The sequence below is a fragment of the Paenibacillus sp. J22R56 genome (genome assembly GCF_056269375.1).
This window is the reverse complement of sequence record NZ_JBWDNV010000014.1, coordinates 17,471-42,265: the sequence shown is the minus strand read 5'-3', so window position 1 is coordinate 42,265 and position 24,795 is coordinate 17,471. Positions and strand designations below refer to the sequence as shown.

At 45.0% G+C, this 24,795-nt stretch carries 21 protein-coding genes and 1 riboswitch; of the genes, 14 read left to right on the top strand and 7 right to left on the bottom strand.

Annotated features, from left to right (window positions below):
* Positions 1–171 precede the first annotated feature (171 nt).
* Together AC0YNT_RS28055 and AC0YNT_RS28050 are read left to right on the top strand one after the other, a co-directional pair.
* Positions 172–1,614 (top strand): response regulator, encoded by a 1,443-nt coding sequence (locus AC0YNT_RS28055; RefSeq protein ID WP_475807590.1) that lies wholly within the window; start codon positions 172–174, stop codon positions 1,612–1,614.
* A gap of 29 nt (positions 1,615–1,643) precedes the next feature.
* Positions 1,644–3,443 carry a sensor histidine kinase gene (locus AC0YNT_RS28050; protein ID WP_475807589.1) on the top strand — a complete coding sequence of 600 codons (1,800 nt, stop codon included), beginning with the start codon at positions 1,644–1,646 and terminating at the stop codon, positions 3,441–3,443.
* Positions 3,444–3,514: 71 nt separating this feature from the next.
* Here AC0YNT_RS28050 and AC0YNT_RS28045 read toward each other — a convergent pair whose 3' ends face one another.
* Positions 3,515–6,238 (bottom strand): MGH1-like glycoside hydrolase domain-containing protein, encoded by a 2,724-nt coding sequence (locus tag AC0YNT_RS28045; protein WP_475807588.1) that lies wholly within the window; start codon positions 6,236–6,238, stop codon positions 3,515–3,517.
* Positions 6,239–6,367: 129 nt separating this feature from the next.
* Between AC0YNT_RS28045 and AC0YNT_RS28040 the strand changes: the two genes are divergently transcribed.
* The 6 genes from AC0YNT_RS28040 (at position 6,368) to AC0YNT_RS28015 (ending at position 12,135) form a co-directional block, all read left to right on the top strand.
* Positions 6,368–7,312: a helix-turn-helix transcriptional regulator gene (locus AC0YNT_RS28040; protein WP_475807587.1), complete on the top strand. Its 945-nt coding sequence runs from the start codon at positions 6,368–6,370 to the stop codon at positions 7,310–7,312.
* A 189-nt stretch (positions 7,313–7,501) separates the two neighbouring features.
* Positions 7,502–7,605, top strand: a riboswitch (purine riboswitch).
* A 125-nt stretch (positions 7,606–7,730) separates the two neighbouring features.
* Positions 7,731–8,333 carry a xanthine phosphoribosyltransferase gene (locus AC0YNT_RS28035; RefSeq protein WP_475807586.1) on the top strand — a complete coding sequence of 201 codons (603 nt, stop codon included), beginning with the start codon at positions 7,731–7,733 and terminating at the stop codon, positions 8,331–8,333.
* 2 nt (positions 8,334–8,335) lie between these two features.
* A complete protein-coding gene (locus AC0YNT_RS28030) occupies positions 8,336–9,607 on the top strand; it encodes a nucleobase:cation symporter-2 family protein (protein ID WP_475807585.1) in 1,272 nt (423 codons plus the stop codon).
* A gap of 199 nt (positions 9,608–9,806) precedes the next feature.
* Positions 9,807–10,673 carry an ABC transporter substrate-binding protein gene (locus tag AC0YNT_RS28025; protein ID WP_475807584.1) on the top strand — a complete coding sequence of 289 codons (867 nt, stop codon included), beginning with the start codon at positions 9,807–9,809 and terminating at the stop codon, positions 10,671–10,673.
* 75 nt (positions 10,674–10,748) lie between these two features.
* Positions 10,749–11,420 carry an amino acid ABC transporter permease gene (locus AC0YNT_RS28020; RefSeq protein WP_475807583.1) on the top strand — a complete coding sequence of 224 codons (672 nt, stop codon included), beginning with the start codon at positions 10,749–10,751 and terminating at the stop codon, positions 11,418–11,420.
* Positions 11,413–12,135 carry an amino acid ABC transporter ATP-binding protein gene (locus AC0YNT_RS28015; protein ID WP_475807582.1) on the top strand — a complete coding sequence of 241 codons (723 nt, stop codon included), beginning with the start codon at positions 11,413–11,415 and terminating at the stop codon, positions 12,133–12,135. Before AC0YNT_RS28020 ends, AC0YNT_RS28015 begins: the two co-directional genes overlap by 8 nt.
* Positions 12,136–12,220: 85 nt before the next feature.
* On the opposite strand, the gene AC0YNT_RS28010 is transcribed toward AC0YNT_RS28015, so the two are convergent.
* The gene (locus AC0YNT_RS28010; RefSeq protein WP_475807581.1) at positions 12,221–13,486 is read right to left on the bottom strand and encodes an alkaline phosphatase; all 1,266 of its coding nucleotides are present in this window, start codon (positions 13,484–13,486) and stop codon (positions 12,221–12,223) included.
* Positions 13,487–13,630: 144 nt separating this feature from the next.
* A complete protein-coding gene (locus AC0YNT_RS28005; protein WP_475807580.1) occupies positions 13,631–14,116 on the bottom strand; it encodes a CAP domain-containing protein in 486 nt (161 codons plus the stop codon).
* A 103-nt stretch (positions 14,117–14,219) separates the two neighbouring features.
* Here AC0YNT_RS28005 and AC0YNT_RS28000 point away from each other — a divergent pair, with 103 nt between their 5' ends.
* The gene (locus tag AC0YNT_RS28000; RefSeq protein WP_475807579.1) at positions 14,220–14,699 is read left to right on the top strand and encodes a GAF domain-containing protein; all 480 of its coding nucleotides are present in this window, start codon (positions 14,220–14,222) and stop codon (positions 14,697–14,699) included.
* A 150-nt stretch (positions 14,700–14,849) separates the two neighbouring features.
* Entirely contained in the window at positions 14,850–14,984 is a 135-nt protein-coding gene (gene yjcZ / locus AC0YNT_RS27995) for a sporulation protein YjcZ (protein WP_167282572.1), read from the top strand.
* Between the two features lie 89 nt (positions 14,985–15,073).
* On the opposite strand, the gene AC0YNT_RS27990 is transcribed toward yjcZ, so the two are convergent.
* The gene (locus AC0YNT_RS27990; protein WP_475807578.1) at positions 15,074–16,063 is read right to left on the bottom strand and encodes a diaminopimelate dehydrogenase; all 990 of its coding nucleotides are present in this window, start codon (positions 16,061–16,063) and stop codon (positions 15,074–15,076) included.
* Positions 16,064–16,258: 195 nt separating this feature from the next.
* Here AC0YNT_RS27990 and AC0YNT_RS27985 point away from each other — a divergent pair, with 195 nt between their 5' ends.
* The 3 genes from AC0YNT_RS27985 (at position 16,259) to AC0YNT_RS27975 (ending at position 20,504) form a co-directional block, all read left to right on the top strand.
* The gene (locus AC0YNT_RS27985; RefSeq protein WP_475807577.1) at positions 16,259–17,239 is read left to right on the top strand and encodes a CobW family GTP-binding protein; all 981 of its coding nucleotides are present in this window, start codon (positions 16,259–16,261) and stop codon (positions 17,237–17,239) included.
* Positions 17,240–17,335: 96 nt separating this feature from the next.
* Positions 17,336–17,794 carry a hypothetical protein gene (locus tag AC0YNT_RS27980; RefSeq protein WP_475807576.1) on the top strand — a complete coding sequence of 153 codons (459 nt, stop codon included), beginning with the start codon at positions 17,336–17,338 and terminating at the stop codon, positions 17,792–17,794.
* Positions 17,795–18,020: 226 nt separating this feature from the next.
* Positions 18,021–20,504: an EAL domain-containing protein gene (locus tag AC0YNT_RS27975; RefSeq protein ID WP_475807575.1), complete on the top strand. Its 2,484-nt coding sequence runs from the start codon at positions 18,021–18,023 to the stop codon at positions 20,502–20,504.
* A 59-nt stretch (positions 20,505–20,563) separates the two neighbouring features.
* Here AC0YNT_RS27975 and AC0YNT_RS27970 read toward each other — a convergent pair whose 3' ends face one another.
* Both AC0YNT_RS27970 and AC0YNT_RS27965 read right to left on the bottom strand, forming a co-directional pair.
* Positions 20,564–21,226 (bottom strand): hypothetical protein, encoded by a 663-nt coding sequence (locus AC0YNT_RS27970; RefSeq protein WP_475807574.1) that lies wholly within the window; start codon positions 21,224–21,226, stop codon positions 20,564–20,566.
* A 186-nt stretch (positions 21,227–21,412) separates the two neighbouring features.
* The gene (locus AC0YNT_RS27965) at positions 21,413–22,192 is read right to left on the bottom strand and encodes a helix-turn-helix transcriptional regulator (RefSeq protein ID WP_475807573.1); all 780 of its coding nucleotides are present in this window, start codon (positions 22,190–22,192) and stop codon (positions 21,413–21,415) included.
* 137 nt (positions 22,193–22,329) lie between these two features.
* On the opposite strand from AC0YNT_RS27965, the gene pyk reads away from it, so the two are divergent.
* A complete protein-coding gene (gene pyk, locus AC0YNT_RS27960) occupies positions 22,330–23,751 on the top strand; it encodes a pyruvate kinase (RefSeq protein ID WP_475807572.1) in 1,422 nt (473 codons plus the stop codon).
* A gap of 126 nt (positions 23,752–23,877) precedes the next feature.
* Here the strand turns inward: pyk and AC0YNT_RS27955 are convergent, their stop codons facing one another.
* Positions 23,878–24,597, bottom strand: coding sequence for a YqaA family protein (locus tag AC0YNT_RS27955; protein WP_475807571.1), 720 nt, complete (start codon positions 24,595–24,597; stop codon positions 23,878–23,880).
* Positions 24,598–24,795: the final 198 nt, after the last annotated feature.

Sequence of the window (24,795 nt, the reverse complement as noted above, 5' to 3'; positions counted from 1 at the left end):
ACATAATGTATAAGTTTCCGAGCAATCGGATACTCAAATTCTTATTGGCGATAAAACCTACCTATCAACGCGGTCGCTCATCTTCGAAAGACTTCGATAGAGGTTTTCTCATTGCTATTCCCGGAAAGCTTTGCTATCATTCGGAGAATTCATGTGTTCAGGAGGCTACCCATGTACAAGGTCATAATTGTAGATGATGAGTCGTGGGCGATTAGAGGAATCCGCAACGCCTTTGACTGGGATAAGTACGGTTTTGAAATCATAGGGCAATTTACAAGCGCTTACAACGCGTGGGATGCTATTTTATCGAAGAAACCAGATTTGGTGTTTACGGATATTCGTATGCCGGACATCTCGGGATTGGATTTAATGAAGAGGGCTAAAGCACATGATCTGGACACCCAGTTTGTTGTCGTAAGCGGATATGCAGAATTTGAATATGCTCAGGAAGCGATGCGTTACGGCGCGCTTAATTACTTCTTGAAGCCCTTGGATATTGATATGGCTGATCCGTTCATTGAGGAGCTGGCCATGCACTTCTCCCAGAGAAGCGTATCACGCAATCACCTTCTTCTGGATGCACTGACCTCATCGGATCAGGACGAGATAAAGCGGTATTTACCGATTCCCGATTGTGAAGCTATATTCTATTACCAGGTACTTTCCATCTATTTCGAAGGTGAGAACAAGGGTTTCATACAACTGCTTTCTTTGGAAGGAAAGCACGTTTATGCTCTGGAAGTTGAGGCGGGGGCCAGACAAAAGCTGATTATTCTGATGACGGAGCAGAGAACTTGTTTGGAAGGGCATTGGGAACAATTAGTCGTGAATAATACTGGTATTAATACTGTGGGCATCAGCAGCATTTCCAGCCAGCTGCAACATATGAGCAGGCTGATTAAAGAAGCAGACCTGTCAGCCTCCCAAGCTTTTCTAAACGAAGCTGCATGCGCCGTTCATTTCGAGCCGAAGCTTCATCTGGTGAAGCCATGTATTGATGAGGTTAATCGTATCCTTCAGGAAAATCAATTTGATGACATGGATGGGTACGTTAATGGGCTGCAGGAATACTTCAAGGATCAGCATCTTGGCATGAGTGAGGTTGTCTACTTGTGGAATCAGGCAGTCGGGATACTTATAAATACATATTCTGAGGAATTAAAAGATATGGAACTGGAATTTCTTAATTACTCCGAGATCAAGGAACGATTTGAAAACTTTGAGTCTCTGTGCAGCTTTTTGCAAGATGTCCTTGCCTCTATCCTGCAAGGAAACAGTCGCTCCTTGCATGAGGGGGACATCCTGTCCTGCTTTAACCGGATGGTAGCTTATATCGACAGTCACTATGAACAGAAATTGTATTTGAAGGATTTATCGGCGCAATTCTTCATTAATCAGGTGTATTGCTGCCAATTATTTAAGAAGAATCTGGGTAAAACCTTTTCCGAATATGTATCGGAGCTCAGGATCAAGAAAGCCCGCGTACTCCTGAAGCAAACGGACCTGTCCATAGAGGAAATTGCCATTAAGACCGGTTATGTGGAATATTACTATTTCAATAAAGTATTCAAGAAGCATTGCGGGATCACGCCCACCAAATTTAGAAAGAGTTAATAGGAACGGAGCGGCGGCGGGCTATGAAAATGAGTAAATTGAAATTGAAACATCAGATATGGCTTATCTTTTTTTTCGCTATCGTTATTTTCACAGTCTTCGTATTTTATTTTTTTAATAGTTTCTCTAATCTAACCCAGAATAGGGCTGCCAATTTCGGCAACCAAATGATTGAGCAAACTCGAGGTAAGATTGATTCCGTATTTAACGATATTAGGGTCAGCACCAGCATTGCGGTCAATAGCAAACTGATACAGGAATATTCCGTAGAGGATGATGATTACAAAAGGGCATTTGATAGCGGTAACTACGCACTGGATCTCATGGATTATATGAGGTCCTTTAATTCGTATGTGAGCGGAATGGTCATTGATGATATTCGGGGGAAACAGCTTTACAGTCTGGATTCCTCAGGCGGAGATGTTTTTTTTCTCAATCGTTATGAAAGCTTTATCCGAGCATATAAGAATGATTCTTCGCTTCGCGATAAGGGGATGTTCACCACCATCTTAAAAGACGAGAGTACAGAAGCGGAACAGTTCTTTTATATAGCGCCAATTGTGGAATCCCTTGGGGGAATTAACTTCTCCCAGATTACGGGTTACTGCACAGTGATGGTCAATATGGAGAAGCTGCAGGGGCTTGTGGAAAATACGGAATTAACGCCTAACTCTATCTTGTACATTCTCAATAATCGGGATGAGGTTATTGCATCCACCAATTCTAATGACCAAGGCACATTGTTAAGGGACGTTCTGTCTATGGATAAGGACACCTTGCTTAACGGTGTGAAAACAACGATCGACAGGGAATCCATTCTTGTTCAGAGCAAGGGCTTGGAGCAGGCTGATGGGTGGCGGATTATTAGTATGATTCCAGTTCATGAATTAACTGCGGACATGAATCCCATGCGGAAGGTCAGTATTATCGTTGGAATTGGGATTATTCTAATTATGATCATAATGGGTATTTTCTTTATGAATAATCTGATGGGTCCGGTGATGGGACTTATTATGGATATGAAGAGGGTGGGAAGGAGGGACAGAGGCTTCCGTATTAAAGTCCGGTCTACCAATGAGGTAGGCTCGCTGGCTCGCGACATCAATCGAATGATGGATGAAATGGATGAAATGACAAGGGACATGTTCAATACCCAGGCCAGATTATACAAATCTGAGTTAAGCCAGAAGCAGGCGGAGTTTTCTGCCCTGCAGAGCCAGATCAACCCGCATTTCCTCTATAATACTTTAAATTGTATAAGCAGCATCGGATTAGAATATGGAAGCAGAGAGATCGCGCAAATGACATCATGCATGTCTAAGATTTTTCGATACAGCATTAAAAAAAATGAACTAGTACGGATCCGGGAAGAACTGGACTGTATTCAGGCATATATGAAGATTATCTCTATACGGTACGAAAATAAATTCTCCATGAGCATTGATGTCGAAGAGAGGCTGCTGGAGATGATGACTCCGAAGATGATTCTCCAGCCTATTGTGGAAAATTCGGTGTATCACGGACTGGAGCGGATGGACCAAGGGGGGGAACTCCAAGTTACCGGAAGCATGGATGTAGATGGGGATATGTGCTTCTGTATTATGGATACCGGGAAGGGAATGGAGCCGGAGGAGCTGGCCGCCCTTAAGGCTAAGCTGGATAATGAGTATTCTGAGCTTGTGCCAGACGGCCAATCAGAGAAAAGCATCGGCTTATCCAATATTCACAACAGACTGCGGTTATTGTTCGGAGAGCGGTATGGGATCACTGTAGAAAGTCAGATTGGCCAGGGAACAACAGTGACCGTGAAAATCCCGTCATTGGACTAGCAAGTAAGTAGAGTGGGCCGTCTCAGGACGGCCGGAAGTAGTGGTGAAAAACGTAAATTTTAGTGCTGGATTTAAGCTGGTTGAATTGAAATAGAAGCTTGCGGCAAACAGTCGGTGACCAGCAATTCCAGACCTCCGCCTGGATGTTTTGAGCATTCCACCTTGCAACTTGTACCTGTTGCCACAAACTGTATGTGATCAGCCAGATTAACCAGTATGGTAAATGCGTCGCTGAGAGCTCCCGCATAATGAAATTCTGCCTTGTATTCCGTGTAATCTTCATTGAGGGACTGCTGAAGCATCCACACGTTGAAGCCGGTCGTAACCTTGCCTAGCTTATAATAAGCAGCAAACCAATTGATTACAGGTGCAGATAATCCACCGAAATGATGCCAGCCTGCACCACGTCCGGACTGAACGATAAAATGCTCATAACAGTTGTAGGTAGTCTCTGTCTCTGCCTTCCATAATTCAAGTGCTGTATAGGCTATACGGAAAGCAAGCTCCGGACGACCGAGGTCGAGCATCGTCTTCCAATAGAACCACTGATGCGGCATCCAGACTGCGCCATTCCAATAGCCGTCAGCCCGATAATAGGGGGCGCTTTGGTCAACAGTTGATAGACCAATTGGTGTCCATAAGCGTTCTTTATCAAACAATGCGGCGATCAGCCGTTCTGCACGATCTTTCGTGCAGATGCCTGCAACTAGTGGATACAGACCGTCCATCCCCATATTGTAATTAGCACCAGAGTCATGTCGAAGAAGATCTATGGCTTCTCCTTTCTCGTCATGGATTACATAACCGTAATAGCCAGCTTCTTCATCCCATGCGTACGTTTCCAATGCTTTGCTCCACAGCTTAATATCGCAATCGTATTCTTGGATATCCATGTGCCAGTCTTCTTTCATTGCCGCTGCCATTCGAAGAAGCTTGGCGATCCGAATAACCTGACTGGTTGTAATAATGGGAGCAGCAGCTGCTTGCAATCTCTGCTCATGCACATATTTCTGCGGAGGATAATCATCCCAGCCCCCTGAGTTATAGAAGTAATCCCATGTTTTAAGCAGGCCTGTACGTAACGTATTTGTCGTCGATCCATTGATTTTACCTGCTAAGAATAAGTAGTATTGCCGCAGCCGCGGGTAGAAGTGGTTAAGAAAAGCAGGCGATTGTCCGCCATTCCACAGCTCATGAAACAAATAATGCTGCACAGGCACAGGGCTTCCGTGGTGAATAAAAGCAGCTCCAGAATCTCCAGGTTCCGTCATATAGGCGTTCAGGCAGTCAATCGCCCGTTTATCATCGAGGTGGGCGAAGCCGAGTCCGATAAATCCGGAGTCCCACGTATAGAGGGAATCCCACCATCGTCCTGGTGTGTTGTGCCGAATAAATGTACGTTTCGTATAGACAGGGAATACGGTATTCGTCAGCAAGGTAGCCTGCATGAGCTGCTGGCTAAAAGCATAGCGGTCTCCCGTAGGATAATAAGGAGGCGGTTCAAGCTTCGTGCGTTCAGCTTGATAGCTAGACTCACATTTTTCATAGTCCAGTGTAAAATTTGAGAGATAGGAATACACCTCTTCAAAGGTTCCAGAGCATACCATGCCGTGAAGCAGGGTGGATGATTCCGGAGAGATAGGAATAGGACGCATAAACACATTAGTATAGTGTCCTCTTCCATTCCCATGCAGTATGGCATCAACATGATTATGTACAGTGTGGCGGGCAAATTGATCCAACTCATCACTTCTGAATTGTCTAATCTCAACATCGGAGTAATTCCACATCAGGCCGTAATAATAGGGACCTTCCGGATAATGAAGGATTAGACTGCCTGGAGCAGGACCTGCCAGCAATTCAGGCTCAATAGACCATGGACGATCGACAACCACAACTTTTCTAGAAGTATCTCGCTCAGTAATGGTAAATCCGTCGATGATTAAACCATTTGAGCTCAAAGTATGGAGGCGAACAGTGAGTTTGCCGGAAGACAGCATCCCTATTGGCAGCTCAGCTAAGATTAAGGTGTCGGACGATTCCAGATCAAAGCGAAACTCCCGTTGTCCAAGCCGGAGCTCCAGCTCCCCTTCTTGCATAGCCTGACAGCGAAGCAGAAACACGGCGTCCTGATAGGAGTGATCGAGGTCGATCTCGTAGAGTAGCGTGTCTTCGATATTGACTCCGAACTGGCATCCTATTGCCGAACCGTTGGTAAAATGCTGCCCGCGGATCTCTCCTCGTATAAATCCATCATAGACTAATCCATCTGATGGCCGCGGTTTACCGAAGATCAGTTCCTTATAGTCCAGCGCATCGATCCACTTCGCACCATCAGGAAGCTGTACTTCCGTCATGATTTGTATTTCCCCATGGCCTGGAAGCCGGGGCGGCTGGAGCGAGGCCAACCAATGCAGCACTAGATTTTGCGGCTTGTCCGTTTGATTGACTAAATGCGCTCGGATGAGACGGCTCTCATCGTTAAGCTTACTGAATGAAATGTCGGCATAGACACGATCCTTCCATTCCAACTCGTGACGGTGGGAATAGCAGCTGAAATCCGGCGTCGCTTCCCACGGATGATAGCCAGATTCCCACAGAACATTAGGGATATCTATTTTTCTTCGATAGAACCCTGGAAATAAGCTTAGATCAAATCGTACTCCCTTCGACTGGTCACTGATATGAGAGAGGCCAATATATTGTTTGGTATATGGGCCCCAGGCGGGCAATGAAAGGTCATGATTTGCAGGAAGTCTCTCGAAGTCGTCATGCATATCTTTTTGCTCCTTCACTTGTAGAGGTTCTCTTCATTATAAAGCAGCAGGTTCAAATAAAGCTTCTTGAAAGCAGTCTCCTTTATCTTGAAAACGGACATCCGTGCTAGGATAGGAGCAAGATGTGATGAGGGAAGGTGCGGCCATATGCCAGTAAGTTTAACTGCCTACGATAAGGAACAAGTCGATTACGTTGATCCAAATTTTCGGATGAAAATATGGACAATCACTCATCCGAGTCAAATCAATAGTCAGTATGGTCCTTGGCACTACCATGAAGAGGTGGAGTGGATTGCTGTTCTAGAGGGGACAATGAGAATAGAGACAACAGTTCATCATTATCAGCTGCAAGGCGGCGATGTGGTGATGTTAGGCTCAAATGAGCTTCACCGTGCTCATAAATATGGACAATCTGATCTAGTCTATATGGTTTGCCATGTCGATATGATCGCTTTTATGGATCCGTCACTACTAACCTATCATGCTGCATGGACTGGCAGATCAGCTCATTTAACCTTATTGAATGAATCGATAATTAAATTCCCGTCCGAAAGACAGACGATGTATAATCTCCTCAATCAGATGAATCATGACATGACCTTTAAACCTAGGGGCTACGAGCTTGCCGTAAATGCATGCTTTAAAAACCTTTTGTATACGCTGATCCAAATAGACGATGCACACGTGATTACACCTATGGATCCGCAAATAGCCTTGAAATTGCGACCAGCGTTAAATTGTATCGAGCAGCAATTGGAATCAGCATGCCAAATCGCGGATATTAGCAGTCAGATGAATTACAATAGCAGTTATTTTGCCAAGCTGTTTAAGAAAGGGATGGGAATAACCTTTAATTCTTATGTTCAGATGCGCAGAATGAAGCGGGCCCAGCAGCTCTTGCTGACAGAAGGATGGTCAGTAACCGAAATTAGCGGTAAGGTAGGCTTTACAAGTCCTGCTCAGTTTTATCATTTATTCAGAAGATATTTCGGCTGCACTCCGAGACAATACGTGAACCGCTACAAGAGGGATAAACAGCTTACCCCCACCCTGGGTTCCTATACTGACTATATTGTGTCAGTTGAATTGTGATTTCTTCCTTCATTAATAAATAGGGAAGTATTGAGTAGCTACCCGACACAAGTTCAATGCGGAAATTCAGTATGTAAAAGTAGATTTCTCACGGTTCTAACGAACTCTGTGAGAAGTTTTTTTATTTTGGTAATAATTCCCGGTTGTTATCTATTAAATATCTCTAGTAATATTAGAAATGCTTTTTTTTAAAATACTCATTTTTTTTCTCATATAATCATGGGAATATGGCCCATAAGTTTCTACCGGATAACCATTGTAACTATCCGACTATGAGTGATTCGCTTTTTTACATTTTATCTCAATGTTCTATGTAGTTCAGCGTACACTAAAATGGTTTTTGTAGGGACAGGTCACACTTAAGCTTTAGCTTAAGTGGCTTGTCCCTTTTTTTATTCAACTAGAGGAGCGGAAGAGAATGAAGTTGCTACAAGATCGAATACGCGAAGAAGGATTGATATTGTCCAATACGGTACTTAAGGTGGACTCCTTCTTGAATCATCGAGTGGACACGGCGCTTGCATTAGAGATTGGGAAGGAATTTGCCAGACGGTTTGAGGACAAGACTATTACGAAGGTGCTGACGATTGAAGCAAGCGGCATACAATTTGCGATGGCTGTTGGCATCGCGCTTAATATTCCTTTTGTTTACGCCAAGAAGAAGAAGGCCATTACCCAGTCCGAGCAGGTCTACGCCGCGTCTGTTCATTCTTTTACTAAACAAGAAACCTATCAGGTGACGATTTCGAAAAATTACTTGGGACCGGAAGATAAAGTGCTCATCGTGGACGACTTTCTTGCAACGGGCGCAGCGCTTGTTGGTTTAGTCCAAATCGTAAATGAAGCAGGAGCTGAACTGGCCGGCGTAGGCTGTGTGATTGAAAAAGGGTTTCAAGAGGGAAGAGGCTTGCTGGAGCAGATGAATGTGAGCGTTGAGTCGCTTGCCACTATATCTCGAATGGCTCCAGGGGAAATCTATTTTGAGGAACCTGCCAAAGAGCTCGTAAAGGAGACCGTATAGATATGCTGGGCAAACAGAGAGCAATTACATTAGGATTTCAGCATGTCTTAGCTATGTATGCGGGTGCGGTTGTTGTTCCATTAATAGTTGGCGGCGCACTCCATTTGAACGGCACGCAGATGGCATACTTGATTGCAGCAGATTTGTTTACATGTGGTCTTGCCACGCTCTTGCAGGTGCTGGGCACCAAATACTTTGGCAGCAGACTGCCGGTTATACTCGGTTGTACGTTTACCGCGGTAGGTCCCATTATTGCGATTGCTTCGACTTCGAATTTAGCAACCGCTTATGGAGCGATTATATTATCTGGCTTATTTGTTGTATTGGCAGCACCGTTATATGGGAAGCTCTTAAAGTTCTTCCCTGTTATTGTAACCGGTTCGGTTGTTACGATTATTGGACTCTCCCTGATTCCCGTAGCAATGAATAATGTAGCGGGTGGTCAAGGAAGTAGCGATTTTGGCATGCCGCGCAATTTACTCTTGGCGCTATGTACACTTGTCGTCATATTGCTTGTGAATCGGTTCGCGAAGGGTTTCTTACGATCTATTTCCGTTCTGATCGGGCTTGCAGTTGGTACAATTGTGGCGTATTCGATGGGCATCGTTAGCTTTACTCCTGTATCGGAGGCTTCATGGTTCAACATCGTTCAGCCGTTCTACTTTGGCACACCGCAGTTTAGCCTAACCGCTATTTTCACCATGATTATCGTGAATATTGTAAGTATGGTTGAATCTACGGGCGTCTATTTAGCAGTCGGACGAGCAACGGATCAGAAGGTTGAGCAGAAGCAGATCATTAACGGACTGCGTTCCGAAGGGGCAGCGATTATGCTGGGCGGCTTATTCAACGCATTTCCATATACAGCTTTTTCGCAAAATGTTGGCTTGATCACGCTCACTCGCGTGAAGACCCGTGACGTCATTTTTGCAGCTGGCGGCATTATGGTTATACTCGGTCTGCTGCCGAAGCTTGCTGCTATTACAACCGTTATCCCAAATGCTGTGCTTGGCGGAGCGATGATTGTTATGTTCGGCTCCGTTGCGGCATCCGGTATCTCGATCTTGTCCGAAGTGGATTTACGCAAGGAGCGTAACCTGCTCATCGCAGCCTGCAGCATTGCTGTTGGTCTTGGATCATCAGCGGTCCCACAAATATTCGACCAATTGCCAGATTTTGCGAAGATGCTGCTTCAGAACGGAATCGTAACCGGATCCGTTACAGCCATTCTGCTGAACTTGCTTTTATCCAATAAGAATAACTCAGAGGCTTGAATATAGAAGGATGAATTTTTTAACAAATAAGTTGCAGGAAGAATTGTCTTGAAAATGGGAAAGCTTCCTTAGAAGATTGTTTTTAGGCCTAATGCCTTAAAAAACTGAAAATAATGGGAGAATAAACCTGTATCTTTATGCGTGATTATGAATTATAATCAACTAGTTTTTAATGAACAGACATCAGGAGTTGAATAACATGACGGTAAAAAAAAGCTTAGTTTTTATTCTAACATTAGTTGTTGTGTTGTCGCTGGCGGCTTGCGGCGGTAACAAAAACAACGGAAATAACTCTTCTAATGCATCTGAAAGCCCAGCTGCTTCCGCAGATAATGGTGCTGCAGAGGCGACAGGCAAGCTGGCGGATATCAAGAAAGCTGGCAAGATCGTACTTGGGACAAGCGCTGAATATGCACCGTATGAGTTCCACAAGAATGTAGATGGCAAAGATCAAATCGTTGGTTTTGACATCGAGATCGCCAAAGAAGTAGCTAAGGATCTGGGTGTTGACCTAGAGATTAAAGATATGGACTTCGGCAACCTGCTTGCAGAGCTTAAGCTGGGCAAAATCGACTTCGTTATCGCTGGTATGACACCAGATGAGGAGCGTGCGAAAGCGGTAGACTTCTCGAAAATATATTATCAAGCGAAACAAGGTGTCCTTGTACGTGCTGAGGATAAAGATAAATTTAATACGATGGCTGATCTTGAAGGTAAAGCCATTGGTGTTCAAATGGGTTCCACCCAAGAGAAAATCGGTCAAGGCATCAAAGGCGCTAAGCTGAAATCTTTGGGTAAAACAACGGATCTTGTTCTTGAACTTAAATCGCAAAAGGTGGATGCTCTGATCGCCGAGCTTCCAGTAGCTCAAGGCTATGCTAATGTAAATTCAGATTTATTCTTATCGCCTATTTCGCCTGAATACGAGAACAGCGGGTCTGCTGTCGCTGTTAATAAAGGTGAAGCTGATCTCTTGGCAGCAATTCAAAAAACACTTGATCATCTGACTGCAGACAAGAAGATTGATCAATGGGTATCGGAAATGACAGCTATCTCGGAGAAATAAACCGATGATTAGGGAAATAGGGGAGCATACCGCTATTTCCCTTTTTACGTGATTACAGAAGGCAGGGTTGACAACATGGAACTAGCGTATCATTGGGATTTTTCTTTTCTAAACGATTATGGCTCCTATTACTGGACAGGCATCAGGATGACCTTGGAGGTGTCCTTGCTTGCCGTCCTTAGCGGACTTATATTAGGGACGCTTGTATCATTTTTGCGACTATCGGGACTATGGCCGCTTCGTTTGATTGGATCTATTTATGTTGAAATTATTCGCGGGACACCACTTATCGTCCAGCTGTTCTTGTTTAACTACGGACTACCGATTTTCCTAGGATTTGATATCGGAATCTTTACAGCTGCATACCTTGCCCTAACCATTAACAGTGCCGCGTATATCGCTGAAATTATGAGAGCGGGGATCCAAGCGGTGGATAAAGGTCAAATGGAGGCCGCTCGATCGCTTGGGATGTCCAGAAGCCTCGCGATGCGTCAGATTATTCTTCCTCAAGCGTTCAAAAATGTCCTGCCTGCGCTTGGCAACGAATTTGTTGTTGTAGTAAAAGAATCCTCGGTTCTATCCGTTATCGGCTTCGCTGAATTGACTTATCAGGCGAATGCCATTCGAGGAGCGACATTTATTTCGATAGAGCCTATGCTTATATCGGCGCTTATCTATTTCATCTTGATCTTTACGATGTCCAAGCTGCTTGGCATTGGCGAGCGGAGGTTGAAAACAAGTGATTAAAGTTAAGGGACTAAAGAAATCATTTGGCAAAGCGAATATTCTAAATGGTATCGATGCAGAAATCGCCAAAGGCGAAGTCGTCGTAGTTATTGGACCAAGTGGTTCAGGCAAAAGTACGTTCTTAAGATGTCTGAATTTGCTCGAGACGCCTACTGGCGGAGAGATTGAATACGAAGGCAAGCTGCTGACGGACCGTAAAGTGAATATCAATGAACTGCGTCAAAGCATGGGTATGGTATTCCAGCAGTTTAATCTGTTCCCGCATAAGACGGTTCTGGAGAACGTGACACTTGCTCCAATCAAGGTACAGAACATGTCGAAGGCTGAAGCGGAAAAGATTGGTGTTGAGCTGCTTCGTCGCGTTGGGCTAGAGGGCAAGCAGGATGCCTATCCGAATCGTTTGTCCGGCGGGCAAAAGCAGCGTGTAGCTATCGCGCGTGCACTTGCGATGCATCCTCACGTTATGCTGTTTGACGAGCCTACATCAGCGCTTGATCCTGAGATGGTTGGTGAGGTTCTGGACGTGATGAAGTCCCTTGCGAAAGAGGGGATGACGATGGTCATCGTAACCCATGAGATGGGCTTCGCTCGTGAAGTAGGAGACCGTTTGTTATTTATCGACGGTGGTTTGATTGTTGAGCAAGGACCTCCTCGAGAGGTGTTCAGCAACCCTCAGCATCCACGGACGAAGGAATTCCTTAGCAAAGTATTATAATGAGCGAAAAAAAGAGACTTCTCTGGAGCGTAGACGCTCACGGGAAGTCTCTTTCGTGTTACGTGGATTTTTATTGCCGGGGGAATTATTTCTTAACGGTAATGCCCATCGCTTGAGCGAGCTTGCTGAAGATTTGTGTATTTTCATAAATACCGGAGAAGATCTCAGCTCCTGCACCAGTTACGGTAACGGGGACATCCACACCTGTATGTCCGGATGTTGTCCAATCCACAATAAAGCTCATTTTCGAGTTGGCAATGGCAAATGGTCCATCTTCACCGGAGATTGTAGTACCGTCAGTGGACTCATCCGAAGCATCCACTTCTTCTACAGAGAAGCCGCCTGTTTCATGGTCAGCAAGGACGAGGACAAGCGTATCTGGATGCTGTTTAGCGAAATCCTTGGCTACTTTAACGGATTTGTCCAGCTCTTGACCAGCTTTGATCGTCAGTTTGGCATTATTGTTGTGAGCCATTTCATCCGTCGCTTCTTCTTCAACCATAAGGAAGAAGCCTTTTTTGTTTGTAGAAAGAGTATCGAGTGCCTTTTTCGTCATGTCAGGCAAAGATACGATTGGATTGTATACATCGCCTTGACCCTCTGGCTTCTGCTGGAACATCTCTTCGTTTGCGAACAGGCCAAGCAGCTTGCCTTTGGCTTTCGACATATCCGTTTTGTTCGTCACGTAAGTATAGCCAAGCGACTTCGCCTTTTTGACAAGGTCGCCTTGTGTCCCTTTGCTTTTCTCAGAAGGATCAGCTGGTGTCTCGTCTTTAAAAGCACCAGTATTTCCAGCCGGGAACCAGAAGTCCTCGCCGCCGCCGAGCAGAACGTCAACTTTTGATTTGGTCAAGTATTGCAGGGCAATATCGCTTTGCTTAGAGCGATCTTCAACATGAGAAGCAAAAGCGGCTGGTGTTGCATCTGTAATTTGACTTGTTGTAACAAGACCGGTAGACATGCCTTTATCTTTCGCATATTCCATGATTGTTTTAACACTCTTCTTATTGGCATCCACGCCTATTGCGCCATTATAGGTTTTCACACCGCTGGCATAGGCAGTTGCAGAAGCAGCAGAGTCTGTGATCGCTGTTGTGGAGCTTGTATGGATCAGACCAACGTACGGCATCGAATCCATAGCCAGCTGTCCGGATTCACCTACTGTTGCAAGGCGAATAGCATCACGTTGAGCTGTCCCCATACCGTCGCCGACGAAGAGAACAACATTTTTTGCTTTTGTTGTAGCTGCTTCAGCCTTGTAATTCCCCTGAATCCCTGTGTAGCTCGTTATGACAAGAGCAGCTGCGGCTGTCCCGATTAATGCCGTTTTCCAACCTGTGATGACTTTCATTGCTTGTATCTCCTCCTATTAGTTCGCTCTGTTACAACTGCATCTTACCGAGCTTCTATTAAGAGAATGTATGGGACAAGTGAATGTTTTGTAAATTGCTTACATAAATAGGGGTAAAGTAGTGGGTTTTGTGCCGAAACAGGTCTAGAGCCTTACAAACTCCTGCACCCAATAGGACCGATATCGACTATCTGATGTTCCTGGTGCATAGCCGACTCCTAGATGAGTGAATTTTGGTGATAAAATGTTAGCACGGTGGCCGGGACTGTTCATCCAAGCTTCCATCACAGCTGCTGGCGTTCGCTGCCCGGCAGCAATATTCTCGCCATAAGCGGTCCACTCTACGCCATACTGAGTAAGCATTTGTCCGGGAGTTCCATAAGTAGGGGAAACATGATCAAAGTAATTGTTATCCCGCATATCTAATGCTTTTATTTCAGCAACCTCAAATAGAATCTCAAGTCTGCTAAGAGGTAGTAAACCCGCTTGTACCCGTTCCTCATTTACAAGAGCAAATACTTCATCGGCAAAAGTAGTTTCCTGCAAAGGAAAAAAAAGCTCCGTTTTATGATTGGTAGAAGTCTTTTTTGCTACTGATTTCCGCTTTGTCACCGTTTTCTTCTTCGTCACCCAATTATCCCCCTAATCGATCAAGCTGGAATATGATATTCTATTCATACAATCAAGTCTTGTTTGGATGGTTGGTCAGGTTGATAGAGTAGGAGTGATCATAATGTTTAACGGAAGCTTATATACAGGTACAAGAGAAGAGAATTATAAGCTGCTTAACAAGCAATTAACGGCATTAGTAGAGGACGAGCGCAGCAGAATTGCCAATTTGGCGAATGCATCAGCACTGCTGCAGCAGTTTCTTGAAGATATTAATTGGGTAGGTTTTTATTTGCTTGAAGGGGACGAGCTGGTGCTTGGTCCTTTCCAGGGGAAACCAGCTTGTACGCGGATTGCAGTTGGAAGAGGAGTGTGCGGCACTTCTATTGCGCGTAAGGAAGCGATCCTGGTTGATGATGTTCATCAATTCCCAGGACATATCGCCTGCGACAGCGCCTCTAATTCGGAGGTTGTTATCCCGCTGTACAGCGGCGGCCAGCTTATTGGGTTACTTGATATCGACAGCCCGCTGTTTAGCAGGTTCGACGAAACAGACCTGCAGTATTTGACCATTTTTACAGAGCGTTTAGGTGAATATCTGTAAAAGTTAAGGAAAGAATAGGTCCAAGCTCAGCTCCTTGGATTATGTGCATGTAATACCAAAATTGAGCAAACGCACAATTTTGGTATATGCCTATACCCTTTGGGTTTTTAAACATAGGATACTGTACATTAGTTTAAAGGAGATGAACAAATGAGCTACGGAGTAGGTCCAGTTGCAGGAGGCTACGGCGGCGGTTATCCGCATGGTGGAGGCCAATCTTCATTCGGATTCATTCTCGTCCTCTTTATTCTGCTAGTTATCATAATCAGATCCGTTTGGTTATAATCCAGCATTAATCTACACTTGCTGGCAATAGAAAAAAGGCTGCACCTCGCCAAATGGCGTCGTGCAGCCTTTTTTATTGTCGCTCGTCCCTACAGAAGCTCGCGACGCAGCTCTTCAGCTGATTTTGGCGACAGCAGACCAAACGGAATATCGAAGACCGTTTTGGCACCGGATTGGCCGCTTGCGCTCAGGCGTTGTGCCCCTCTTGCGTAAGCAACTAGTACGCTTGCCGTAAATTCAGGATTGCTCTCCAGCTTAAGTCCGAATTCAATCAGCTGCTTTGTACCTTCACCCGTTATGCCGCTGCGAATGACGAAGCCGCCGTGAGGCATGCCTTGATGCTCGGATTTCAATTGCTCTTCGGTAATGAAAGTAACAGTTGTATCATAATCAGAGAAATAGTTCGGCATATTTACAATCGTTTGGCGAATTTGCTCTTGGTCAGCGCCTTCCTCCGCAACGACGTAACATTCACGCAGATGCTTCTCACGTGTCGTAAATTCAGGTGTTTCACCCGAACGGATACGGTCAATCACGTTTTGAACAGGGACCGTATATTGCACGCCGCCTTTTACGCCTGGTACACGGCGGATCGCATCCGAGTGGCCTTGGCTGACACCTTTGCCCCAGAACGTATAATCTTTGCCTTCCGGCAGGATTGCTTCAGCAAGCAGACGGTTCAGTGAGAACAGGCCTGGATCCCAGCCAGTGGAAATAACGCTCAGGTTGCCATTGCTTGAAGCTGCTTTATTAACGACCTCGAAGAACTCTGGAATTTTAGCATGGGTATCGAAGCTATCAACGGTATTGAACATACTCGCAAGGAATGGGGTTTGTTCAGGAAGGTCGGTTGCTGATCCTCCACACAAAATCATAACGTCGATTTTACCTTTATAGGACTCGGCATTGGAGATGGATTCGAAACGAACACCTTCCGTGCTTGCTGCCAGATCAGAAGGCTCCCTCCGAGTGAAGATAGCAACCAGCTCCATGTCGCTGTTTTGCGCAATGGCTTTATGTACACCTTTTCCAAGATTGCCGTAACCTACGATGCCAATTTGAATCATTTGATTGCTCATTGTGAAGCTCCCTTCTAGGATTTGTAATAGCGGTTAACTCCTAACATCCTAACATGTCATGTAAGATATGTCTATGGCTCTTCGTTATTATAAACAGCGTTGGAACGATACATCCTCTTACAAGAAACATTGTTGCAGGCACTGCGAGAGCGCTATAATGAAGGGAATAACGGAAGATGAAAGGGAACAACAAATATGAATGACTCCATAGTACCTATTTATTTGCTGTCTGGCTTTCTTGGCAGCGGCAAAACGACATTGCTTACCGGACTGCTGGACAACTGGAAGGCGCGAGGGCTTAAGACAGCCGTAATTATGAATGAATTAGGCGATATCAATTTGGACGGACAAATGGTCGACGATGATGTTCCGATGTCGGAAATGCTGAGCGGCTGCATCTGCTGCACGATTCGAAGCGATCTGAGCCTGGAGATCAAAACTCTTATCGATGAACATAACCCTGATGTAATTGTTATTGAATCTACAGGGGCTGCCAACCCAATGGAGATTATGGATGGCGTAACGGAAGCTGCTCTATACTGCAAGATCGAGCTGAAAGCCGTTATTACGGTAGTAGATGGCCCAGAGCTGCTGCATCGTAACCGTAGTGGAAAAGGCAAAACGTTTAAGCTGATGCGCGAGCAAATAAAATGTGCAACAAAGCTGTTGCTTAATAAAATCGATAAGCTGGAGCCGGACGAGCTGGTAGAGGCGCAGCAGCTGCTAAGAGAAATGAACACAGTAGCTCCTATGATCCCTACAATCCGCTGTAAGGTGGATGATTGGGCAGCTCTGGAAGGCACAGCGGAAGACGTTATATTAACATCATCCGGTGGTCAAAAGGAGCATGAACATAGTCATGATGATGGTCATCATCATACCCATGAGCATGTTATGGTGATGACTCATTATATGAATGGGGCGGTGGACAGCGAGAAATTTGAGGCGTTTCTCAAGCAGCTGCCGGACAATGTGTATCGTGCAAAAGGGATTGTTTCCTTCTCGGATACGGCAAGCCGGTTCTTGTTCCAATATGCCTATCGGGAAACCGACTTTATTCGGATTACTCCGCAGGGTGACGTGAATGATGTTGCTGTTTTTATTGGTGAGCATTTCTCCAAGGAGATGGTGCTCGAGGAACTTCTTAAACTCGAACATCAAGAATCGACAGAATAATTAGTAAAGCGACATGGCCATGTCTAATCAATCGTATGCTTGGGAAAAATAATCCAGTAGGCATCACGAATTTTGATTAGGAAGGTGTGGCAAAGCATGAACAGAAAATGGATCATTAGCACATTAACAGCAACGATGCTGCTGCTTGCGGCTCCAGTCTATGCGGCTCAGCCGGAGGATGCTGCGCAGGATAAGCGTGTAGAGGAGCATGGTCATCATCATGGCCTGCACGGCAAGGATAGAGAGGCGCATAGACTTGAGAAGCTCCGTTATATGGCGGATTATTTCGGAATTAAGACAGAAGGCAAGACGGCTGAGCAGCTCAAGACAGAGCTCGAGGCTGCGAAGCTGAAAGATAAAGCGAAATGGGAAGCTTTCAAGGCTGAGCATAAAGCGAAGCTCTTGGAGCATTTGCGTGAGAAGGCCAAAGAAAACGGCATTGCCACAGAAGGCAAAACAGCTGAGCAGCTTCGTGAGGAGCTTCATAAGCTTCAACGTATGCATCATAAGAGTGGAGCGCAGCCAGAGCCGCAGCGTGATGTGAAGCAGGGCTGAATAAAGAAAAGAGGCAGTTGGAGGCATAAATGCGCTTCAACTGCCTCTTTCTTTTTGACCAGGTACAAAGTTACAAAATCCGACATTATCCTGTCGAAAAAATGATTATATTGTAATAATAATTGCTAGTTTTCCGTTGAATTTATCTTATTTTGTCAAGTATACTAGAACCATATCATAAACTGGGAAAAACGAAAGATAGGTCTAGAGGCGGAGGAGGATAGATTTGAAGAAATTAAGGCTCAGCATCGCACAGAAACTGATTACTGCATTGGGAGTTCTTATGCTGTTGTCTTATTCTTTAGTTGTTTCTGTCTATCTTACCAAGCTCTATGACGCTAGCCTGCAGAAAGGCGAGCTGCTTGCGCAAAAACAATCTATCCAATATATCGACGAAATTACTCAATCCATTAATAGAAGTTTATCCTCGCTGACAATGGTAAGAGATGGGCTGCTGCAAATGCGTATGGATTCGGTACAAAATCGTCCCTATGCCGTGCATTTGCTGGAAGCGGTTGTACGCAATAATCCTGATTTAATAGGTGCCTATACGATATGGGAACCAAATTCCTTCGATAACGAGGATGCCAGCCATCAACTGACGAGCAGTTACGATGATGTCACAGGCCGATTTATTCCCTATGTAGTACGTACGAATGATGGTCTAATTACGATTCCTTCCGTTGACTATAGTGAGTTGAACGATAAAGGGGACTATTATCAAGTCGCTAAGCAATCGAAGAAGTTTACGCTGCTGGATCCCTATCCATACGATCTGAACGGAAAGGAGATAATCGTAACCTCTTTTATCCTTCCAATAATGGATGAGAACGGGCAGTTTCTTGGTATTGTTGGTGGTGACATTTCACTGCAAACCGTGCAGGAGAAGATTCGCAACATCCGTCCATTGAATGGCCATGCAAGTATTATCACCTCAAATGACTATTACTTGGCAAACGGCGCTTACCCGGATCTTGTTATGAAGCCTTACCAGATGTGGGAGAACGGCGGCTCCATCAGCGATTATAAAAAGAATTTTGCAACGATACAATACACCTCCGATCGTCATATAAAAGGGCAAATGCTGCGGATGATTATCCCGATCCCAATTCAAGACTTTACCTGGCATTTTGAGATGGCCATTCCGAAAAATAACATGTTAACAGAGTATTATACATCACTTTGGAACTCTATTATTATCGCTGCCATTACCCTTATATTAATGTCTTTACTTGCGCTGCTGCTTCTGAAAAAGATCGTACTCGAAAATATTAAGAAGGTTATCCAGGTTACCTCTGCCGTTGCGATTGGCAATGAGAAGCAGAAGCTGGATATTCGGACGAATGATGAGTTTGAGACGATGGCTAATCATTTTAACCGGATGGTGGATTTCCGTAAGGAAGCGGAGCATTTGATCCAGCATCAGGCTACACATGATTTGGTAACCGGGTTCCCTAATCGTTATGGCTATACGCGGTACATAGAGATGAAGATAAATAGTGATAAGCATGTTGCACTGCTCTATATCGATTTAGATCGTTTCAAGATTATTAACGAAACGTTGGACTATACGATGGGGGATTTGCTGCTAAAGCAAGTCGGGAACCGGATTGTTGAGGTTACTGGAGAGTCCGGTCAAGTCTATCGTTTTGGCGGTGATGAATATGTTGTACTGCTTGATGAGATTAGCAGCGCGGGACAAGCTACAGCTATAGCGGCGCAGATTTTGAGTGTAATTGCAGAGCCGATTAAGATGAATGGGCGGCTCTTCTATCTGACGGCCAGCATCGGTATGAGCGTAGAGCAGGAATGGACGCCAGAAACAGGTGATCGGCTTGTGAAGGAATCCGATATTGCCCTGTATGTGGCGAAGAAGCAGCGGAATACGTATAAGCTGTACTCACCGCTGATGAATAACGTACCAACGAAGGAACTCATATTAGAGAACAGTATGTTCGAGGCGCTGGAGAGCAACCAATTTATGCTTCATTATCAGCCAAAGCTTGAGATCGGAACTGGTCGTATTCATGGTGTTGAGGCGCTGCTTCGCTGGAAGCATCCGGAGTTTGGCATGGTATCTCCTCTTGAATTTATTCCGATAGCGGAGAAGACAGGCTTTATTATTTTGCTGGGAGAATGGGTGCTGCGGACGGCTTGCCAGCAGGTTAAGCAGTGGGAGCTGATGGGGCTAGATTCTATCCTGGTCAGTGTAAATATGTCGATGATGCAGTTCCAACAGAAGAACATTGTTCAAAGTATCCAATCGATTATTACGGAGGAAGGCGTTCGACCGGAGCAAATCGAGCTGGAATTAACCGAATCAATATTTATGGAAAATCCGGAGCATACCCTTCGAATTTTGCATGAGCTTCAAGAGCTTGGTTTGCAATTATCGTTGGATGACTTTGGCACGGGGTACTCCTCACTCAGTTACTTGCAGAACATCCCCATTCATTATTTAAAGCTGGATAAATCATTTATCCGCGGCATCGTAACCGATATACGGAAGCAGATGATATTCAAATCAATTATCGTTATCGCCCATAACCTGAATATGATGGTTGTTACGGAGGGTGTGGAGACGGCCGAGGAGCTGCAAATTATTAAGGAACACAACTGCGATTTGATGCAGGGCTATCTGTTTAGTCCACCGGTCACACCGGAACGATTCGTAGAATTATTCCAATCCGTTAAAGTTTCAGGTGAATAGTAATGTACGCAAAAAGGGCGCTCTTATTGTCGGGATGACAATCAGAGCGCCACTTGCTGTTATATGGTCCATTGGGAATGCACAATCGCGCGTATATACCAAGCTCCGTCTTGCTGTTCCAGCACGAGTATGAGGCTTTCCCAATCCATTCCGCTATACTCGGGATCAAATCCGCTGAAGTGATAATCGAAGAAGGTGCTGCCTTGGAAAACATCCTGGATATTGACCAGCGTATTCCCTTGACCAAGCACTTTATTATGACCAATAGCTTCAGCCTCCGCAAAGTTTTGATCATAAATGAACTTTTTGTAGTAATCACTGAAGCTTAAGGATATTGGCTCGCCTGAACCGTCAAAGCTTCCCCATTCATACACTTTCGGGTCCTCAAAAGCTGGAAGTTCGCCAGAGTGGAACGTAATCGCATTGTCCGTCTCGATATGAGCATAAGGGGAAAATAGCAGCCCTTTTTCTGGATGAATGTAGGATGTGAGTGCTGCTAAATCTTGCTGTTGTAATGCGGTCATGATTGCTTTGGCAGCCTCTTCAGCAGTAGCCGCATAAGGGGCTGAAGGGCTAGGTTCTGGTGAAGCAGAAGGCTCAACCGACGGTGAGGTCGTTGGTGATGGATCCGGTACAGGAGACAATGAAGTGTCGTTCCCACCTAGTCCAAAACAGCCGCTAAGAAGCAGAAGAACGGTAAGTATACTCAATTGACGCAGCATGAGCTTCCCTCCATTTCAGAAAACCAGATTAGTTCTATCTTATTCCTCCTAAAATGAATGACCACCCAAATAGCCATGAATTCAGGCCAGTGTGATGATTCATTGCTTCGAAAGCATAAGCTAAACGAAAAAACAGACTCGAATGTTGCGGTTTCGCTCTATTTTCCACTACTGCCCTGTGAGATGTTAAGGGATTGGTGTTGGCCGATCCTTCATATAGGCGGTTGGGATTTTCCCGGTCTCGCGTTTGAAAATTCGCTGGAAGTAGGAGAGGTCGCGGTAACCTACAGATTCTGCAATTTCCCCTACAGTAAGTGTCGAGTCAATCAGCAGATATATGGCCTTCTTAACCCTGGCCTTATGCACGTATTCACTAATCGTTTGTCCGGTTACCCGGCGAAACAATGTAGCCGCATAATTGGGGGACTTGTGAATATGCTCGCCAAGCTCTTCTTTTGTAATTTTCTGCGGGTAGTAATTCATAATAAAGTTCTTCATTCGTTCTACCTGCTGATGGGCGGCGGAAGTAGCAGGTCCTTCATCCAGCTCCCGGTTCCAAAGCGCTAGACATTCATACAGAATAGCAAGACCAAGTATATCCGCATACAGATGCTTCTCTGTCCATTCGTTATGCATCGTTTTTATCCGTTCAAGAATCAGTTCGTAAGCGCCAATTCGTGATTTCATATAATGACTGCTTTGCAGAATGGGGAGTGGAGAATCGGTTACCGTAAATTCAATGACGTATTTTTCATGAAACACAGTTGGCACACATTTGCCATAATACGATTGGCTGGCAGGAATGAATAAGAAATCACCTTTCTCCAAAATAACTTTTTCATGCTCAATCCAGTAAACCACTTTGCCATAGCTCACCAATATGAGTGTGCACGCGCCTTCCGGCCGATTGCCGTCATCGAACCATTCGCTTCCTCGATCTTGTCTCACCTGTGTCAGGCGCAGCATTGTTCCAAGTTCCTCCTTTCTTTATCGTACTATGTTTCTATAAGAGTACTATAATTCATAGTCTGTTGGGAAGAAACGAGCTACAATATGGTTATCAATGTTCATCAGACTCGTACAACCAGGAGGAATAAGACATTATGCGCAAGACGAAAATTGTTTGTACCATGGGACCAGCATGTGAATCGAAAGAAGTATTAATCGACATGATTGATGCAGGAATGAATGTTGCACGATTGAATATGGCTCACGGCGAGCTTGAAGATCATGCGGGACGTATTGCAAAAATTCGGGAAGCTGCAGCTGCTACTAACAGTGTTGTCGCTATCCTGCTTGATATTAAAGGTCCAGAGGTTCGGATCGGCAAACTGGAGGAAGCTTCGTACCTGCTGAAGGTTGGTGAGAAGCTGACTCTGACGACGGAAGAAATTATCGGTAATGGCGAGCGTATTCATGTGAATTATGCGGAACTGCCTCAAGTTGTAAACCCTGGCAACAAAATTTTGCTGGATGACGGCTTGATCGAAATGGAAGTTGCAGCGGTTAACGGGACAGAGATCGAGTGTACGATTCTGAACGGCGGCGTTATTAAAGCGAGAAAAGGCGTTAACCTGCCAGGTATCCGCACGACACTGCCAGGCGTAACTGAGCGTGATATCCGTCATATCCTCTTTGGTATTGAGCAGAAAATTGATATTATCGCTCCTTCCTTCGTAAGAAGAGCGGAAGATATTTTGCAGATCCGCGAATTGCTTCGTGAGAGTGGCGCAGGTCATATTCAAATTATTTCGAAGATCGAGAATGAAGAAGGCGTTAATAATCTGGATTCCATCATTGAAGCATCTGACGGCATTATGGTTGCCCGCGGCGACCTTGGTGTAGAGGTTCCAGCTTGGGATGTACCGATGATTCAGCGCGAGATGATTACAAAATGTAATGCTGCCGGCAAAGTTGTTGTCGTTGCAACGCAAATGCTGGATTCGATGCAAATTAACCCTCGTCCATCCCGTGCGGAAGTTAGTGACGTAGCGAACGCTGTTCTTCAAGGAACCGATGCTATTATGTTGTCTGGTGAAACAGCTGCCGGCAAATATCCCGTACAATCGGTTAGCATGATGGCTTCGATTGCGGTGAAGGCAGAATCCATGCTTGATTATTTTGAAGGCTTCCAACAACGCAGAAACGCACAGCCAACGACAATTACGGAAGTGATCAGCCAAGCGGTAGTAAGCTCCTCCCTTGAGCTTGATGCGAAAGCTATCGTAACGCCAACAGAGAGTGGCTTTACAGCTCGTATGGTATCGAAATACCGTCCGAAATCGCCAATCATTGCCGTTGCTTCTGATGAAAAAGTACTGCCTCGCCTCGCAATCATGTGGGGAGTTATTCCGGTTAAAGGCGGCAGACCTAACTCGACAGACGATATTTTTGAATCAGCTTTAACGAATGGCGGAAGCACAGGCCTCTTGGAAAAAGGCGACTATGTTGTCATTACAGCAGGTACGCCAACAGGTAAAGCCGGCGCAACCAACCTTGTGAAAATCGCACAATACGGCCTATAATAGTTATATATAACGGCGAAGCACGCCCATCTAAAACGTCTCGTGATGTTTTAGATGGGCGTTTTTATTTTCTACAGGGTACATAAAAGCCCCTTCCGATTATGGAAGGGGCTTGTTATATGTCCACTATGTGTGACTTACTGAACTATTTGTGGAGATGCCTGCATCGACGACTACTGTACTTTCTTCTACAGTGGCTGAAGCCTCTGAGGCTGCAGTATGCTCCTGGATGTTTTGTTCAGCAGCACTTGCTTCTGCGGCTTCTGCTGCCGCTGCTTTAGCGGCCTTTTTCTTGCGGCGCTTCTTCCGGAAGAATAGGAACAAGGCGATCAGCGGAACCGCGATGGCGAATAAATATAGGGATACGTTATGGACCATGTTTTCAGCGGCTTGACCGTAAAAGTAAATGAGTGCACCAACTAAATAAAATTTAGCCGCTCTGCCTACCGCTGCGTACATAAGAAGGCGCCATAGCGGGAAATTCAGAGCACCAGATAAGATTGTGAATACTTTAAACGGAATTGGTGTAAATGAACCGATCAATACGGCTGTATCTCCGTTTTTCTTGAACATGGTTGTAGCAGCTTCGATCCATTCTTTTTTAAGTATTTTGTATAGGATGGAATTGCCCAGAAGTTTGCCGATTAAATAGCCGATAGGGGTGCCTATCAAACAACCGATATATCCTACGGTAGCCAGTAAAAACGCATCTGACGGATTTACTAGACTTAGTGGAACCTGGAGGAATAAAGCCGGTATTGGAAAGATGATTGCATCAATCATGGAATGAACAAACAAACCCCAGGGGCCAAATTTCATTAGGAAGTCAACAATATCTTGGAGCATGAAAAAGGCACACACCTCTCTACGCATGGAAAGCCGTAGTTAATTATACGATAGTTTAGGACTTAGGTTTCACTTTTTTTATGGTCACAAAAGAAATTTAAGTAAATGTACTTTTTGTACCTAAACGATGCCTTGCTCCTTCGCACACGATACTTATGTTCTATTTATGTTAAATCAATGTTAGTTTATATAACAAAC